Origin of the sequence: Acidovorax sp. HDW3 (assembly GCF_011303755.1) — a bacterium.
GTDB lineage: Bacteria > Pseudomonadota > Gammaproteobacteria > Burkholderiales > Burkholderiaceae_C > Paenacidovorax.
The window spans coordinates 735,434-749,829 of the sequence record NZ_CP049885.1 but is presented as its reverse complement, the minus strand read 5'-3'; the positions used below and the strand labels follow the sequence as shown (position 1 = coordinate 749,829).

Genomic DNA, 14,396 nt, shown 5'->3' with positions numbered 1-14,396 from the left:
AGGCTCACTCCTTGGCCACGGGTTTGAAAACGCGCAGCCACTTGGTCGCTGGCAGCGCCCAGCGCGCCTCTATGGCTTCGGCGCGCGCCTGCAGCTCGGCGCGCTTGGGGCGGCTGGGCTGGCGCTGCGCCAGCACCACGGTGTTGCCCTCGCGCGTGGGCTTGAAGGCCCACAGGGCTTCGGCGCCAAAGGCTTCGCTCAGGCTGGCAATACTGCGCTCGTAGCTGCTGGCGCGGCCAAAGAGGTTGACCGTCAGGCAGCCGTCTTCGGTCAGCAGGGCGCGGCAGTCAGCGTAAAACGCAGCGCTGTCGAGCACCGGCGCCGCCGCCTGGTGGTCGTACAAATCAACCTGCAGCGCGTCGATGCGGCCCTGCCACTGGGGGTTTTGAATCTCCTGCGCTGCATCGGCCAGCACCACGCGCAGGCGCGCGCCGTCGGGCGGGAGCTTGAACCAGGCGCGGCACACGGCCAGCACCTGGGGGTTGAGCTCGATCGCGGCGCAGCCCATGCGCAGCTTCTTGTGGCAGAACTTGGTGAGCGCGCCCGCACCCAGGCCCAGCTGCAGCGCCTGGCGCTTGGCCACGCTGGTGGGTTCGACGAACAGCAGCCAGGCCATCATGCGCTGCACGTATTCGAGCTCGATCACAAAGGGATCGTCCACGCGCATGGAGCCCTGGATCCAGGGCGTGCCCAGGTGCAGGTGGCGTACCTCGCCGTCGTCGGAGACGCTGACTTCGGGCAGTTCGAGGGAAGGGGATTTTGATCGGGCCAAGGCAGCTGTCCATTGCGGGCCCAGGGCCCAAAGGGCCTGATTGTGACCCAGCCCCGGCGTCGGTAGTTAGAGCAGCGCAGCCAGGCGCGGCAGGGCGGCGCAGGCGTTGGCGCGCGTGGCCGCAGCCCAGTCGGCCAGGCTGTGCCCGCGCAGCTGCGCCAGCACAGCGGCAATGCGCGGCAGCTCCTGCGGGCTGTTGCGCCCTTGCACCAGGCCAGCGGCGCGCTCTGCGGCGCTGCGGTAGAGCCAGTGCGGGGGCATGTCGGGGGCGTCGGTTTCGAGCACGATGGCCTCATCGGGCAGCTGCTGCAGCAGGCGGCGCAGCTGCAAGGCGCGCTCATAGGTGGCCGCGCCGCCAAAGCCGAGCTTGCAGCCCAGGGCCAGGAAGGCCTGCGCCTGCTGCCAGCTGCCGTTGAAGGCGTGGGCGATGCCGCCGGGCACGGCAATGCCCCGCAGGCCCTTCAAGACGCGGTCGCTGCTGCGGCGCACGTGCAGCAGCACCGGCAGGTCAAAGCGGCGCGCGAGCTGCAGCTGGGCGCGGTAAAACCACTCCTGGCGCGCCGCATCGAGCCCGGGGACGAAAAAATCCAGCCCGATCTCGCCCACGGCCAGCAGCAGCGGGTCGCTGCGCCACTGCGCCAGCAGCGCCGCCAGGCGCTCGATGTCGGCCTCCTGCGCCTGCGCCACGTACAGCGGGTGGATGCCCAGGGCGTAGCCCTCGCCCAGCTGCTGCGCCAGCGCACGCACCTGCTGCCAGTGCGCCGGCGCCACCGCCGGAATGACCAGCCGCGCCACGCCCGCCGCCCGCGCCTGGGCGTGCACGGCGCTGCGGTCGGCATCGAATTCGGCCGCATCCAGGTGGCAATGGGTGTCTACCCAGGTAATTTCAGGCATAAAAAAAGCTGCTAGCGCTTACTGGATAAGCGTTAGCAGCTATTATTTTTATAGCAAAGCCTTAATACAGCTGCAGGCTCACCCAGTAGGCGATGGCGGCAACGAAGGCGCTGGCGGGGATGGTCAAAATCCAGGCCCAGACGATGTTGCCGGCCACGCCCCAGCGCACGGCGCTGGCGCGCTGCGTCGAGCCCACGCCGACGATGGCGCCGGTGATGGTGTGCGTGGTGGAAACCGGCACGCCCAGCATGGTCGCCAAAAACAAGGTCATGGCACCGCCCGTCTCGGCGCAGAAACCGCCCACGGGTTTGAGCTTGGTGATTTTCTGCCCCATGGTCTTGACGATGCGCCAGCCGCCGAACATGGTGCCCATGCCGATGGCGGCGTAGCAAGCGACGATAGTCCAGGTGGGCGGCGCGCTGTCGCTGGCCGATGCATAGCCGGTGGCGATCAGCAGCAGCCAGATGATGCCGATGGTTTTTTGCGCATCGTTGCCGCCATGGCCCAGGCTGTAGGCACCGGCCGATACCAGCTGCAGACGGCGGAACCACTTATCGACCTTGTTCGGGCGCATCCGGCGAAACGTCCAGGCCACGGCCACCATCATCAACGAGCCCAGGGTAAAACCCAGCAGCGGCGAGATGAAGATAAAGGCCACGGTCTTCAAGATGCCGCTGGCCACCAGCGCGCCGGCGCCGCTCTTGGCGATGACGGAGCCGACGATGCCGCCAATGAGCGCGTGCGAGCTGCTGCTGGGAATGCCGTAGTACCAGGTAATGACGTTCCAGGTAATGGCGCCAACGAGCGCACCGAAGATCACGTGGGTATCGACCACCCCCGGGTCGGCAATGCCCTTGCCGATGGTGGCAGCCACGCTCAGGTGAAAGACGAAGATGGCGATGAAGTTGAAAAAGGCCGCAAACACCACGGCCTGCGTCGGCCGCAGCACGCCCGTGGAGACCACGGTGGCAATCGAGTTGGCGGCGTCGTGAAAGCCGTTCATGAAGTCGAAAATGATGGCCAACGCCACCAACACGACTACGACCCAGAGGGCGGTTTGTACCGGTTCCATGGTGAACTACACAGGCCGGAGGCTCAGGAGTTTTCGAGGATCACGCCCTCGATCAGGTTGGCCACGTCCTCGCACTTGTCGGTGATCGTCTCCAGCAGCTCGTAGATGGCCTTGAGCTTGATGAGCTCGCGCACGTCGTTTTCCTCGCGAAAGAGCTTGCTCATGGCGCTGCGCAGCACGCGGTCGGCATCGCCTTCCAAGCGGTCGATCTCCTCGCAGGTCTTGAGCGCGGCCTCGGCCACGGCCGGGTCGGCGATTTTCTCCAGCAACTTGACCGCTGCCTGCAGGCGCTCGCAACACTTGACGCACAGATCCGTCAGGCGTTGGATCTCGTCGGTCATGGAGCGGATGTCGTACAGCGCCATGGCCTCGGCGCTGTCCTGGAACAGGTCGGCCACGTCGTCCATGGTGTTGATGAGCGAGTGGATCTGTTCGCGGTCGATGGGGGTGATGAAGGTCTGGTGCAGCACCCGGTTGACCTCATGCGTGACGCGGTCGGCAGCGCGCTCGGCGTTGTCCACGTCCTGGTTGTACTTCTCGCGCAGATGCACATCCCCGTAGTTGGCCACGAGCTGCGAGAAGGCGTGCGCCGCCTCCACAATGCGCTCGGCGTGCTGGTTGAACATCTCGAAAAAATTGCCTTCGCGCGGCAACAATTTGCCAAACAGCATGAGGGCTCCTGATGGGGTAGAGGGTGGGGAGTGAAAAAGAACAACCCGCAGCCAGCGCATCGTGTGGGCCCTGCGGGGATGGCGCGAGTTTAACCGGGCGCCCCCGGCTGGCGGTTGCGCCTCAGGCGCTGCGGAAAATGAAATACACCGCCCCCACCATGCACAGCCCAGCCCAAAGGTAGTCCCACTTGAGCGGCTGACCGAGGTAGAGCACCGAAAACGGCACGAACACTGCCAGGGTAATCACCTCTTGCAAGATCTTCAGCTGGCCTACGTTCCAGAGGGAAAACCCAATGCGATTGGCCGGAACCTGCAGCAGGTATTCAAACAGGGCAATGCCCCAACTCACCAGCGCCGCGACGTACCAGGGGGCCGCGCTCAGGCTACGTAGATGTCCGTACCAGGCAAAGGTCATGAAAATGTTGCTAGCGAGCAACAGCATGACGGTTTGCAGGGGAATGGGCAGGCTGGACAAAAAACTCATGGGCGCTCATTCTATGAGTCAAATCACCGCCCAGCCCAATACTGCAAAGCGCGAGCAGCTATTGTTTTAATAGCTACCCGCCTCTGCATCATTCTCCCAGATAGGCTGCGCGTACCTTGGGGTCGTTGAGCAGCTCCTGCCCTGGCCCGGTCATGGTGATCAGGCCCGATTCCATGACGTAGCCCCGGTCGGCAATCGCCAGCGCGCGGCTGGCGTTTTGCTCCACCAGCACGATGGTCACGCCCAGGGCGTAAACGTCGCGCACCACCTCAAAAATCTTGTCCACCATGATGGGCGACAGGCCCATGGAGGGCTCGTCGAGCAGCAGCACCTTGGGCTGGCTCATGAGGGCGCGGCCCATGGCCAGCATTTGCTGCTCACCGCCGCTCATGGTGCCGGCAAGCTGGTCCTTGCGCTCACGCAGGCGCGGGAAGATGGTGAACATCTTCTCGATGTCGGCCAGGATGCCGGCCTTGTCGTTGCGCGTGTAGGCGCCCATCTGCAGGTTCTCGGTGATGGTCATGCGCGCGAACACGCCGCGCCCCTCGGGCACCATCACCAGGCCCTCTTTGACCAAATCCCAGGCGCCCCGGCCCTTGATGCTGCGCCCCAGGTATTCGATGTCGCCATCGCTGTAGCCCAGGGTGCCGGTGACGGCCTTCATGGTCGTGGTCTTGCCCGCGCCGTTGGAGCCGATGAGCGATACCAGCTCGCCCGCGCACACCTCCATGTCCACGCCCTTGACGGCCTGGATGCCGCCGTAGCCGACCTTCAGGCCGCGTACCTTGAGCAGCACTTGCTGCTTGTTGTTTGCTGTCTCGGCCATCTCAGTGCCCCCCTGTGCCCAGATAGGCTTCAATCACTTTTTCGTTTTTCTGAATTTCCGCCGGCGTGCCTTCGGCAATCTGCTTGCCGTAGTCCAGCACCGTGACGCGGTCGCACAGACCCATCATCAATTTCACGTCGTGTTCGATGATGAGCACGGTGCGGTTGTCGCGGCGGATGCGGTCGATCAGCTCGCGCAGCTGCACCTTCTCGGTGGCGTTCATACCGGCGGCGGGCTCGTCGAGCGCAATGAGCTGCGGATCGGTTGCCAGGGCGCGGGCAATCTCCAGGCGGCGCTGGTCGCCGTAGGACAGGGTGCGGGCCTTGAACTCGGCGTACTTGCCCACGCCGACGTAGTCCAGCAGCTCCTGCGCGCGCTGGCGAATGGCGGCCTCCTCGGCCTTGAAGCCGGGGGTGCGAAACACCGCCCCCAGCAGCCCCGAATGGGTGCGGATGTGGCGCCCGACCATCACGTTCTCCAGCGCCGTCATGTCGGCAAACAGGCGAATGTTCTGGAAGGTGCGCGCAATGCCGGCCTTGGCCACCAGGTGCACTGCCGTGGGCTCGTAGGGCTTGCCTGCGAGTTCAAAAGTGCCGGTGTCGGGCGTGTACAGGCCGGTGATGACGTTGAAGAACGTCGTCTTGCCCGCGCCGTTGGGGCCAATGAGGCCATAGACCTGGCCCCGGCGAATCGTCAGGCCCACGTCTGAGAGGGCCTGCAGGCCGCCAAAACGCTTGGAGATGCCCGCGACCTTGAGCACCACTTCTTTGGTTGTATCTGCCATGTTGTTTCTCGGTGCGGGGATCAGGACTTGTGCTCCAGGCTCTTGCCATGCTCGGGCGCGGGCCACAGGCCACGCGGGCGCAGCAGCATGACGACGATCATGGCCAGGGCGATGAGCAGCTGGCGCAAGATGGCGGCGTCCAGGCGCCCGTCCGTCAGCTCCTGCAGCGGGCCGGCGACGTAGCGCAGCACCTCGGGCAGGGCCGAGAGCAGCACCGCACCCAAAATCACGCCCGGAATATGGCCAATGCCGCCGAGCACCACCATGGCGACGATCATGATCGACTCCATCAGGCTGAACGATTCGGGCGAGACAAAACCCTGGAAGGCACCGAACATGGCGCCCGAGACGCCGCCAAACGAGGCGCCCATGCCAAAGGCCAGCAGCTTCATGTTGCGCGTGTTGATGCCCATGGCCTTGGCGGCGATTTCATCTTCGCGGATCGCCATCCAGGCGCGGCCAATGCGCGAATCCTGCAGGCGGTAGCAAATGATGACGGTGAAAATCACCAACGCCAGAAACAGGTAGTAGTACAGCGTCACAGACGGGATGTCGTAGCCAAAAAACTCCTGGCGCCGCGCCAGATCGAGGCCAAACACCTTCACCGAATCGATCTGCCCAATGCCCTTGGGGCCGTTGGTGATGTTCAGCGGCTGATCCAGGTTGTTCATGAAGATGCGGATGATCTCGCCAAAGCCCAGCGTGACGATGGCCAGGTAGTCGCCGCGCAGCTTGAGCACCGGAATGCCCAGCAGCACGCCCGTGCACGCCGCCAGCACCAGCGCCACCGGAATCACCATCCACAGCGACATGTGCAGGCCGTCGGGGAAGTTGGCGGCAAACCAGGCAAAGTTCTCCGTCAGGTGCGGCGAGGCCAGCAGGCCAAACATATAAGCACCCACGGCGTAGAAGGCCACGTAGCCGAGGTCGAGCAGGCCGGCGTAGCCGACGACGATGTTCAGGCCCAGCGCCAGCATGACGTAGAGCAGCGCCAGGTCGGCAATGCGCACCCAGGCGTTGCCAAACGATTGCAGGATCAGGGGCAGGATGAGCAGCGCCAGGCCGCCCAAAATCCACTGGATTTTGTTGTTTTTCATGGCGGGAACTCCTTTAGGCGCGGTCAGCCACGCGCTCGCCCAGCAGGCCCGAGGGGCGCAGCGTGAGGATGATGATGAGCACAATGAAAGCAAAGATATCGGTGTAGTGGCTGCCCAGCACACCGCCCGTGAGGTCGCCGATATAGCCCGCGCCAATCGACTCGATCAAGCCCAGCATGAGCCCGCCCACCACCGCACCGGCGAGGTTGCCAATGCCGCCAAACACCGCTGCCGTGAACGCCTTGAGGCCGGGCAAAAAGCCCATGGTGTGCTGCACCGTGCCGTAGTTGGAGGCCCACATGATGCCGGCAATCGCCGCCAGCACCGCGCCGATGATGAAGGTGGCCGAAATCACCATATCGGGCTTGACGCCCATGAGCGCCGCCACACGCGGGTTCTCAGCCGTGGCACGCATGGCACGGCCAAGCTTGGTGTAATTCACCAGGTAGACCATGGCGCCCAGGGCCAGCGCCGTGACGGCCAAGATCAAGATTTGGGTGCTGGTGATGACGGCGCCGCCGATTTCAAACGGCGTCGTCGGCAAAAGCGTGGGATAGGGCTTGTAGTTGGGCTTCCAGATAACCATCGCCACCGTCTGCAGCAAGAGCGACATGCCGATGGCGGTAATCAGGGGTGCCAGGCGCGGACTGCTGCGCAGGCGCTTGTAGGCGATTTTTTCAATCGAAAAATTGAGCGTCGCCGCCACCACACAGGCAATGAGTGTGGCCAGCAACAAAATCACCCAGCCCGGCGCGCCGGGCATGGCCTCTTGCATCAGGCCGATGCAGCTCCAGCTGGTCAGCGCCCCGATCATGAGCACCTCCCCGTGGGCAAAGTTGATGAGCTGGATGATGCCGTACACCATGGTGTAGCCCAAGGCTATCAAGGCGTACATGCTGCCCAGAACCAGACCATTGATGATCTGTTGCAGCAAGATGTCCATAGGGATGTCCTTCGTTTGTGACGTGCGCAGCATGTTCGCGCCCGGCAGAAAGCCATCTTGTAACACCCTACCAGCGCTGAACAAAAAAACCCGGCAGCTTTTTTCTGCACGGGTTGGGCGCGGATTCTAGCCAGCGTCAGCGCTTTGGCACACAGCGCAAAGGCGGGGTTTTCCCGAGGTACAACCCCCAGGAATACCCGGGTTGCACCTTCCTGAAAATGCTGTTTTTTTACAGCCCCCCCGCCCGCGCCGCTGCGTTGCGCGCCTGCAGCTGGGCGAGTTTTTCACCAATCTTGATCTCCAGGCCACGCGGCACGGGCTGGTAGAAAACCGGCGGCGGCGTCAGCTCTTGCGGAAAATAGTTTTCGCCTGCTGCAAACCCATCTTCCTCGTCGTGCGCGTAGCGGTAGTCGCGGCCATAGTCGAGCGACTTCATCAGCGCCGTCGGCGCATTGCGCAGGTGCAGCGGCACCGCCCGGGTGCCGTCTTGCTGCACCAGGGCGCGGGCTTTTTTGTACGCCATATAACCAGCGTTGCTCTTGGGCGCCACGGCCAGATAAATCACCGCCTGCGCCAGCGCCAGCTCGCCCTCGGGGCTGCCCAGGCGCTCGTAGGTGGCGGCGGCGTCGTTCACGATCTGCAGGGCGCGCGGATCGGCCAGGCCCACATCCTCCCAGGCCATGCGCACGATGCGCCGCGCCAGGTAGCGCGCATCTGCGCCGCCGTCGAGCATCCGGCACAGCCAGTACAGCGCCGCGTCGGGGTCCGAGCCGCGCACCGACTTGTGCAGCGCGCTGATGGTGTCGTAGAACTGCTCGCCGCCCTTGTCGTAACGGCGCAGCTGCTGGCCCAGCACCGAGAGCAACCAGTCTTCCTCGATGCGCTCAATGCCCGCCTGCTGGGCGCTGATGGCCAGGGTTTCGAGCGTGCCCAGCAAGCGCCGGGCGTCGCCATCGGCATACGCCACCAGGCGCTCGATTGCTACATTTTCTATAGCTGGTAGCGCTTGCCTGGATTGGGCTAGAGCCACAATTTGCTTTAAATCGTCGGCCGTCAGCGGCTGCAACACGTACACCGCCGCACGCGAGAGCAGGGCCGAATTGACCTCGAACGACGGGTTCTCGGTGGTGGCGCCGACAAAGGTGAACAGCCCACTCTCCACATGCGGCAAAAACGCGTCTTGCTGGCTTTTGTTGAAACGGTGCACCTCATCGACAAAGACGATGGTGCGCTGCGCCACCAGGCCATCGCGCGCGTTCTCGGCCTGCTGCACGGCGTCGCGGATGTCTTTGACACCCCCGAGCACGGCGCTGATGCTGATGAACTGGGCATCGAACGCATCGGCCATGAGGCGCGCAATCGTCGTCTTGCCCACCCCCGGCGGGCCCCAGAAGATGCAGCTGTGCGGGCGCCCGGATTCAAACGCCAGGCGCAGCGGCATACCCGGGCCCAGCACATGCTGCTGGCCGATCACCTCGGCCAGGCTGCGCGGGCGCAGACGCTCGGCCAGGGGCTGATAAAGAGGGGGAACACTCATGGCGCCGATCGTAGCGGCTGCCCATGGCGCAGGCAGGCATTTGCCGCCATTTCTATGATGGCGCCATGCCCGAAGAATCTTTGGCCCACCTGCTCACCCGCGTGCGCGCCTGCCGCCTGTGCGCGGCGCAGCTGCCGCTGGGGCCGCGTCCGGTGCTGCAGGCAGCGGGCAGCGCGCGCATCCTGCTCGCCGGCCAGGCGCCGGGGCGCAAGGTGCACGCCAGCGGCATCCCGTTTGACGACGCCAGCGGCGCACGCCTGCGCGCCTGGCTGGGCCTGAGCGCAGCGCAGTTCTACGACCCGGCCCTGGTTGCCATCCTGCCCATGGGTTTTTGCTACCCGGGCACAGGCCGGTCGGGCGACCTGCCACCGCGCCCGGAATGCGCCCCCGCCTGGCGCGCGCCCCTGCTGGCGCAGCTGGCGCACATCGAGCTGACCGTGGTGCTGGGGCAATACGCCCTGGCCTGGCACCTGCCGCAGGCGCGCGGCGGCGTCACCGCTGCCGTGCGCGACTGGCGCCAATACTGGCCCCACACCATCGCCCTGCCCCACCCCAGCCCACGCAACAACGGCTGGCTGCAGCGCAACCCCTGGTTCGAGGCCGAGCTGCTGCCGCAGGTGCAGGCACGGGTGCAGCAGATCGTGCAACCGGGCGCTCAGTGCCCGCCGCAGGAGCCGCAGCAACCGCCGTTGCCGTGACCCTTCTTGGCCTCTTGCTTGCCGATCTCCACACGCCACAGGTCAGGGCCGGCTTGCAGATAAGTCCAGGACACCGCCCCAGGGCTGCGGCCTTCGAGCTGCATATGCAGCGGCACGGGATTGTGGTCGTTGACGATGACGATGGCCTCGCCCGGCGCCAGGGCGTCGAAACGGCCAAAAATCTGCGCATGGCGCTCGTAGGGGGCGATGGTACGCACGTCGATTTCAGCAACGATGGTGCTCATGGAAACAACCTTTCAAAGCAAAAGTTCACACAAAAAACACAAGGAAAAACAACTCAACCGTCCTTGCCGTCCAGACGGGTCTGGGTCAGCCAGGGGGTGTAGATGAACAGGTAAATGGCAAAGGCCAGCGCCCACAGGCAGGCCGCGCCCTCCACCGCGTACGCATACCAGGCCGGCTGCAGCGCCGGCACCAGCACGCGCAGCACCGCCGCCAGCAGCACGAAGGCGTAGGCCAGCGTCTCGCCGCGCCCAGCCTGCAGCGGGCGCCCGGTATGCCCGCGCGCAGTGCGCGTGACCATGCCGATGATGAGCCCGCCAATCACCCCCACGCCAAAGGCGTGCACCGCCAAGGACAGCGGCAGCAGCCCCAGCTGCGCCAGCGCCAGCAGCACAAAGCCCAGCGGCAGCCATGCATAAGAAGCGTGCAGCACCCACAGAATCGGGCGCCCCAGCGTGACCTGCGGGTGCCACAGCCACAGCCGCACCGCGTGCAGCCCGCCAGCGAGCAACGCCGCCACCGCCACCAAAAGCGCCGGCGCACCCAGCACCCACAGCAGCAGCGCCAGGGCCGTGGCGGCCAGCAGCGCGGGCTCAAAACGCGGCGGAATGCGAATGACCAAACCCGGGGTCACGTTCTTGGTGAACATGGGCAGCACGCGCCCCGTCATCACGCACACCACCATCACGATCAGGCCCAGCTGCGCGTACAGCGCCGTCACCGCAGACAGCGTCAACACCCCCAACACCGCCAGGTGAAACGCGCCATTGGCCAGCGCCATGAGTAGCAGCAACGAAATCAACGGAATATTGCGCTTGTTGCCCGACTGGATCAGCACACGCAGCAGCGCCAGCGCCACCGCCGGCAGCAGCAGCATGTCGATCACGGCGAACACCGCGTACGGCGCGAAAAACACCGCCAGCCGCGCCGCCAGCCACAGCAGCACCAGCACCGCCAACAGCGGCCCGCGCGGCGTCTGCCGCCCCGTCCAGGCCTTGACGGCGGTGAGCAAAAAGCCCGCCACCACGCCAGCAGCAAAGCCAAACAGCATCTCGTGCCCATGCCAGAGCAGCGGCGCCAGCGGCTGTGCCAACGGCAGCTGGATATGGCCTAAAAAAGCCGCAATCCACACCGGCACCGACAGGCAAGCGAGCAAGGCCGTCACCAGATAAAACGGCCGAAAACCCAGGCGCAGCACAGGCCAGCCCTGAACGGCAAAAGGCGATGGGGGGGTGGTAGGTGTCTGCATGAAAGGCCTGCAAAAAAAAGACGGCGGGAGCAGTCCCGCGCAAAGATTCATTTTATGTGAATCTTATCAAAACAACACCCCACCCCAGGGAATGCACGCAAAACTGCGCGGGCCTGCGCATGGCAGCATGGCGCACCCTTTTGCAAAGAGCCCGCCCATGCCCACCCTTCGCCGCACCGCCCTCTTTCACTGCGCCCTGGCCCTGGTGCTATGCACCAGCCTGAGCGCCGCCCCGCCCGCGCTGGCCAAAAAACGCGGCGCCCATCCGGGCCACAGTGCCGCCCCCAGCCAACACGCGCGCAAAAGCAGCCGCGCCAAGCCAACACGCAGCAGCTCTGAAGAAAGCCGCGCCGAACGCGAACGCCGCCTGCTGCGCGAATGCCGGGGCCTGCCCAACGCCGGCGCCTGCCTGGGGTACGCCAGCTAAAGCGGCCCCGGCGCCACTGATCCACCCACGGCTGCCGCCCGTCCCCTACAGTGGGCACATTCCCATACCCCCACCTAGGATGGCTCCATGTCTTTTCTCGCCCCCCCACCCCCCACCCGCGCGCGCGCCCGGGGCTTTACCCTGATCGAGCTGATGGTGACCATCGCCATCGTCGCCATCCTGGCCGCCATTGCCGCACCCAGCTTCACCGGCATGATCGAGCGCTGGCGCGTACGCCAGGCCGCCGAAGAACTGCAATCAACCCAGTACTACGCCCGCTCAGAAGCCATCAAGCGCAGCGGCGGCATCACCATTGAAGCAGCGAACGGCTGGGGCAGCGGCTGGAGCGTCAAGCACACCCTCGGCGGCACCACCACCGAGCTGCAAACCACGCCCGCACCCAAAAAAATCGGCGTCACCCAAACCAACAACACCTTCTACGTCGATCGCTGGGGCATGGTGGCCACCACTGCCAACGGTGCTGCCACCAAGGTGGAATTCATCGTTTACCCCGAGGGCAAGGGCGACAGCTCCCCCAACGCCTCGCGCCTGTGCGCCGGCCAGGGCGGACGCATCCAAATCCTGCCCCTGTCCCAAAACTGCACCTGAACACAGGCGGGCACCATGCACACCAGCACCCTCCACCACCGCACCCACCCCGGCACAGCCCTGGGCGGGTTCACGCTGGTGGAAATGCTGGTGACCGTCAGCATCGTGGCCCTGCTCTCAGCCATTGCCGTACCCAGCTTCGCCCACATGATCGAAGGCTGGCGCGTGCGCCAAGCCGCTGAAAGCCTGCAGTCCAGCCTGCACTTTGCCCGCTCAGAAGCCATCAAACGCTCCGGGCGCGTCGTGCTGCAAAAGCTACCCAACAACACCAACGGTTGCACCAGCGCCAGCACCGCCCGCGACTGGGATTGCGGCTGGATCGTGTGCGAAGACACCAACGCCAACGGCAGCTGCAGCGCCACCGAACCCATGCTGCAGCGCATCGACACCCCGGCGCGGGTGCAAGTGGCGCGCACCGGCGGCGCTGCCAGCATCGAATTCAACCGCTGGGGCCTGGTCAGCGGCCCCTGGCTGGGTTTTACCCTGATCCCTTTAGACAAAACCGTCTCCCACCCCGGCACACGCGGCGTGTGCATGAGCTCTGGGGGGCGCATCCGCATCATTTCGCAAGAGGCTATTCCATGCACCGGCTAACTTCATCCTCCCCTTCTGCCCAACGCCAGCGCGGTATTTCGCTGCTGGAATCTCTTATTGCCATGATTGTTGCTGCCTTGGGTATTTTGGGTGTGGTAGGAATGCAAATGCGCACCCTGACCGACTCCCAAACCACCGTACGTCGCGCCCAAGCTATTCGGTTGATTGAAGATTTAAGCGAGCGGCTCAAGGTCAACCCCAACGCGATGACAGACATATCCGCCTACGTGTCTGGTTTTTCCGATACACCCAGCCCAGGCAATTGCGGTACCGCCTGCAACCACACCGCTCTGGCCAAATACGACCTAGGTATTTGGAAGCAAAACGTTGCTGCCAGTCTGCCGCTAGGGCAGGCCAGCATTTTTCTGGCGCCATCCGAGCCCACGAACAACCGCCGCCAGCTCGGCGTGATGATCTCCTGGCGCGAAAACGAACGCGACACCAGCACCAACTTCAAAGACGCTCTCGACGCCGTCACCGGCGGCGGCGGTAGTGGCTCCGTCAGCTGCCAGGCAGGCCGTACCTGCCACCTGCAATACATCCCCGTTTCAGCTCGCTGCGCGCCATACGACAAAGGCGGCAGTATCACCACCACCTATTACTGCTCCTGAGACAGCCGCCATGCCTATACAAATTACCATCGCGCCCCCCGCAGCCCGCAAGCGCCCTTATGGCAGCGCCCACCAGCACGGTTTGAGTCTGATCGAAGTCTTGATTGGCCTGGTGGTTGGCCTGCTCGTCATCGCTGCAGCCACCAGTGCACTCATGGTCTCACGCGGCATTTCAGGCACCGTGAGCGATGTCAGCAGCCTGCAGCAGCAGGCTGCCTACGCCTTTCGCGTCATGGGCCAGCAATTGCGCCAGGCCGGCTCTCTTTATCTCAACCCCAATCCCACCAACAAAAGTGACCCCACCGATCCACAAATCGAAGTCGCTTTTGAAACCAAAGCCGATGCCACAGGTGGCAACAGCTTTGATCCTAGTCAAGACACTTTAAGTAATAGCGGTGGCGGCATCACCATCGGCTACCGCCGTTACAAAGACCCAGTATTTACATCCACGGCATTGCAATCCATCGCACGTAACTGTGTTGGCGGCCCAGCCGACAGCAATAACGACCAACGCATGGAAAGTACATTCCGCCTCAATGGCTCTGAATTGCAATGCAGCGGCAATGGCACTACCTCTCAGCCTATTGTGCAAAACGTAGCGCAATTTCAGGTGCGCTACATGCTGCAAGACACCACTACGCCGGGCGATACCAAAATTCAATATGTCACAGCCATTCCATCTGGCCAATGGGGCCGTGTGCAAGGCGTTGAGGTCTGCATGGTGCTCTACGGCAGCGAAGTCATCAACATGCCCGCTGGCAGCAGCTACACCGACTGTACTGGCAACAATACCGATATGACCGCCCTCACCGGTGACCGCGCCAAGCGCCTGCATATGGCGTTTCGCAGCGTTTACCAGCTGCGCAGCCAAGGGCTGCTCTAAAC

The 14,396-nt window shown here is 64.2% G+C and carries 18 protein-coding genes; 6 read left to right on the top strand and 12 right to left on the bottom strand.

The annotated features are described in order from the left end of the window. Positions 1-4: 4 nt before the first annotated feature. The 10 genes from G7045_RS03380 to G7045_RS03335 all read right to left on the bottom strand — a co-directional run bounded on the left by G7045_RS03380 (position 5) and on the right by G7045_RS03335 (position 9,080). Positions 5-772 (bottom strand): spermidine synthase, encoded by a 768-nt coding sequence (locus G7045_RS03380; RefSeq protein WP_166157331.1) that lies wholly within the window; start codon positions 770-772, stop codon positions 5-7. A 66-nt stretch (positions 773-838) separates the two neighbouring features. Further along, positions 839-1,666: a TatD family hydrolase gene (locus G7045_RS03375; RefSeq protein WP_166157329.1), complete on the bottom strand. Its 828-nt coding sequence runs from the start codon at positions 1,664-1,666 to the stop codon at positions 839-841. A gap of 61 nt (positions 1,667-1,727) precedes the next feature. Next, positions 1,728-2,738, bottom strand: coding sequence for an inorganic phosphate transporter (locus tag G7045_RS03370; RefSeq protein WP_166157326.1), 1,011 nt, complete (start codon positions 2,736-2,738; stop codon positions 1,728-1,730). Between the two features lie 23 nt (positions 2,739-2,761). Then, complete coding sequence (locus G7045_RS03365) at positions 2,762-3,409, bottom strand: DUF47 domain-containing protein (protein WP_166157323.1); 648 nt, start codon at positions 3,407-3,409, stop codon at positions 2,762-2,764. A gap of 121 nt (positions 3,410-3,530) precedes the next feature. Then, complete coding sequence (locus G7045_RS03360; RefSeq protein ID WP_166157320.1) at positions 3,531-3,893, bottom strand: DMT family protein; 363 nt, start codon at positions 3,891-3,893, stop codon at positions 3,531-3,533. Positions 3,894-3,981: 88 nt separating this feature from the next. Next, a complete protein-coding gene (locus G7045_RS03355; RefSeq protein WP_166157317.1) occupies positions 3,982-4,719 on the bottom strand; it encodes an ABC transporter ATP-binding protein in 738 nt (245 codons plus the stop codon). Between the two features lies 1 nt (position 4,720). Next, positions 4,721-5,503, bottom strand: a complete 783-nt coding sequence (locus tag G7045_RS03350) for an ABC transporter ATP-binding protein (RefSeq protein WP_166157314.1) — start codon at positions 5,501-5,503, stop codon at positions 4,721-4,723. 20 nt (positions 5,504-5,523) lie between these two features. Then, positions 5,524-6,600, bottom strand: a complete 1,077-nt coding sequence (locus tag G7045_RS03345; protein ID WP_166157311.1) for an ABC transporter ATP-binding protein — start codon at positions 6,598-6,600, stop codon at positions 5,524-5,526. A 13-nt stretch (positions 6,601-6,613) separates the two neighbouring features. Then, complete coding sequence (locus tag G7045_RS03340) at positions 6,614-7,543, bottom strand: branched-chain amino acid ABC transporter permease (RefSeq protein ID WP_166157308.1); 930 nt, start codon at positions 7,541-7,543, stop codon at positions 6,614-6,616. A 229-nt stretch (positions 7,544-7,772) separates the two neighbouring features. Next, a complete protein-coding gene (locus G7045_RS03335) occupies positions 7,773-9,080 on the bottom strand; it encodes a replication-associated recombination protein A (RefSeq protein ID WP_166157305.1) in 1,308 nt (435 codons plus the stop codon). 65 nt (positions 9,081-9,145) lie between these two features. Between G7045_RS03335 and G7045_RS03330 the strand changes: the two genes are divergently transcribed. After that, positions 9,146-9,778: a uracil-DNA glycosylase family protein gene (locus G7045_RS03330; RefSeq protein ID WP_166157302.1), complete on the top strand. Its 633-nt coding sequence runs from the start codon at positions 9,146-9,148 to the stop codon at positions 9,776-9,778. Here G7045_RS03330 and G7045_RS03325 read toward each other — a convergent pair. Further along, positions 9,736-10,023, bottom strand: a complete 288-nt coding sequence (locus G7045_RS03325) for a DUF2249 domain-containing protein (protein ID WP_166157299.1) — start codon at positions 10,021-10,023, stop codon at positions 9,736-9,738. The two genes, G7045_RS03330 and G7045_RS03325, sit on opposite strands and share 43 nt — an antisense overlap. A 53-nt stretch (positions 10,024-10,076) precedes the next feature. Then, on the bottom strand, positions 10,077-11,270 hold the full coding sequence (locus G7045_RS03320) for an NnrS family protein (RefSeq protein WP_166157296.1): 1,194 nt from the start codon (positions 11,268-11,270) through the stop codon (positions 10,077-10,079). Between the two features lie 157 nt (positions 11,271-11,427). On the opposite strand from G7045_RS03320, the gene G7045_RS03315 reads away from it, so the two are divergent. The 5 genes from G7045_RS03315 (at position 11,428) to G7045_RS03295 (ending at position 14,394) form a co-directional block, all read left to right on the top strand. Beyond that, complete coding sequence (locus tag G7045_RS03315; RefSeq protein WP_166157289.1) at positions 11,428-11,697, top strand: hypothetical protein; 270 nt, start codon at positions 11,428-11,430, stop codon at positions 11,695-11,697. 87 nt (positions 11,698-11,784) lie between these two features. After that, complete coding sequence (locus G7045_RS03310; protein WP_166157286.1) at positions 11,785-12,306, top strand: GspH/FimT family pseudopilin; 522 nt, start codon at positions 11,785-11,787, stop codon at positions 12,304-12,306. Positions 12,307-12,321: 15 nt separating this feature from the next. Beyond that, positions 12,322-12,900, top strand: a complete 579-nt coding sequence (locus tag G7045_RS03305; RefSeq protein WP_166157283.1) for a GspH/FimT family pseudopilin — start codon at positions 12,322-12,324, stop codon at positions 12,898-12,900. Further along, complete coding sequence (gene pilV, locus G7045_RS03300; RefSeq protein WP_166157280.1) at positions 12,888-13,511, top strand: type IV pilus modification protein PilV; 624 nt, start codon at positions 12,888-12,890, stop codon at positions 13,509-13,511. Before G7045_RS03305 ends, pilV begins: the two co-directional genes overlap by 13 nt. A 10-nt stretch (positions 13,512-13,521) precedes the next feature. Then, positions 13,522-14,394: a PilW family protein gene (locus tag G7045_RS03295; RefSeq protein WP_166157277.1), complete on the top strand. Its 873-nt coding sequence runs from the start codon at positions 13,522-13,524 to the stop codon at positions 14,392-14,394. Positions 14,395-14,396: the final 2 nt, after the last annotated feature.

Excerpts from the sequence above, each read along its gene's own strand:
- G7045_RS03375 (WP_166157329.1), bottom strand. The coding sequence starts at position 1,666 with ATGCCTGAAATTACCTGGGTAGACACCCATTGCCACCTGGATGCGGCC.
- G7045_RS03370 (WP_166157326.1), bottom strand. The coding sequence starts at position 2,738 with ATGGAACCGGTACAAACCGCCCTCTGGGTCGTAGTCGTGTTGGTGGCG.
- G7045_RS03365 (WP_166157323.1), bottom strand. The coding sequence starts at position 3,409 with ATGCTGTTTGGCAAATTGTTGCCGCGCGAAGGCAATTTTTTCGAGATG.
- G7045_RS03360 (WP_166157320.1), bottom strand. The coding sequence starts at position 3,893 with ATGAGTTTTTTGTCCAGCCTGCCCATTCCCCTGCAAACCGTCATGCTG.
- G7045_RS03355 (WP_166157317.1), bottom strand. The coding sequence starts at position 4,719 with ATGGCCGAGACAGCAAACAACAAGCAGCAAGTGCTGCTCAAGGTACGC.
- G7045_RS03350 (WP_166157314.1), bottom strand. The coding sequence starts at position 5,503 with ATGGCAGATACAACCAAAGAAGTGGTGCTCAAGGTCGCGGGCATCTCC.
- G7045_RS03345 (WP_166157311.1), bottom strand. The coding sequence starts at position 6,600 with ATGAAAAACAACAAAATCCAGTGGATTTTGGGCGGCCTGGCGCTGCTC.
- G7045_RS03340 (WP_166157308.1), bottom strand. The coding sequence starts at position 7,543 with ATGGACATCTTGCTGCAACAGATCATCAATGGTCTGGTTCTGGGCAGC.
- G7045_RS03335 (WP_166157305.1), bottom strand. The coding sequence starts at position 9,080 with ATGAGTGTTCCCCCTCTTTATCAGCCCCTGGCCGAGCGTCTGCGCCCG.
- G7045_RS03330 (WP_166157302.1), top strand. The coding sequence starts at position 9,146 with ATGCCCGAAGAATCTTTGGCCCACCTGCTCACCCGCGTGCGCGCCTGC.
- G7045_RS03325 (WP_166157299.1), bottom strand. The coding sequence starts at position 10,023 with ATGAGCACCATCGTTGCTGAAATCGACGTGCGTACCATCGCCCCCTAC.
- G7045_RS03320 (WP_166157296.1), bottom strand. The coding sequence starts at position 11,270 with ATGCAGACACCTACCACCCCCCCATCGCCTTTTGCCGTTCAGGGCTGG.
- G7045_RS03315 (WP_166157289.1), top strand. The coding sequence starts at position 11,428 with ATGCCCACCCTTCGCCGCACCGCCCTCTTTCACTGCGCCCTGGCCCTG.
- G7045_RS03310 (WP_166157286.1), top strand. The coding sequence starts at position 11,785 with ATGTCTTTTCTCGCCCCCCCACCCCCCACCCGCGCGCGCGCCCGGGGC.
- G7045_RS03305 (WP_166157283.1), top strand. The coding sequence starts at position 12,322 with ATGCACACCAGCACCCTCCACCACCGCACCCACCCCGGCACAGCCCTG.
- pilV (WP_166157280.1), top strand. The coding sequence starts at position 12,888 with ATGCACCGGCTAACTTCATCCTCCCCTTCTGCCCAACGCCAGCGCGGT.
- G7045_RS03295 (WP_166157277.1), top strand. The coding sequence starts at position 13,522 with ATGCCTATACAAATTACCATCGCGCCCCCCGCAGCCCGCAAGCGCCCT.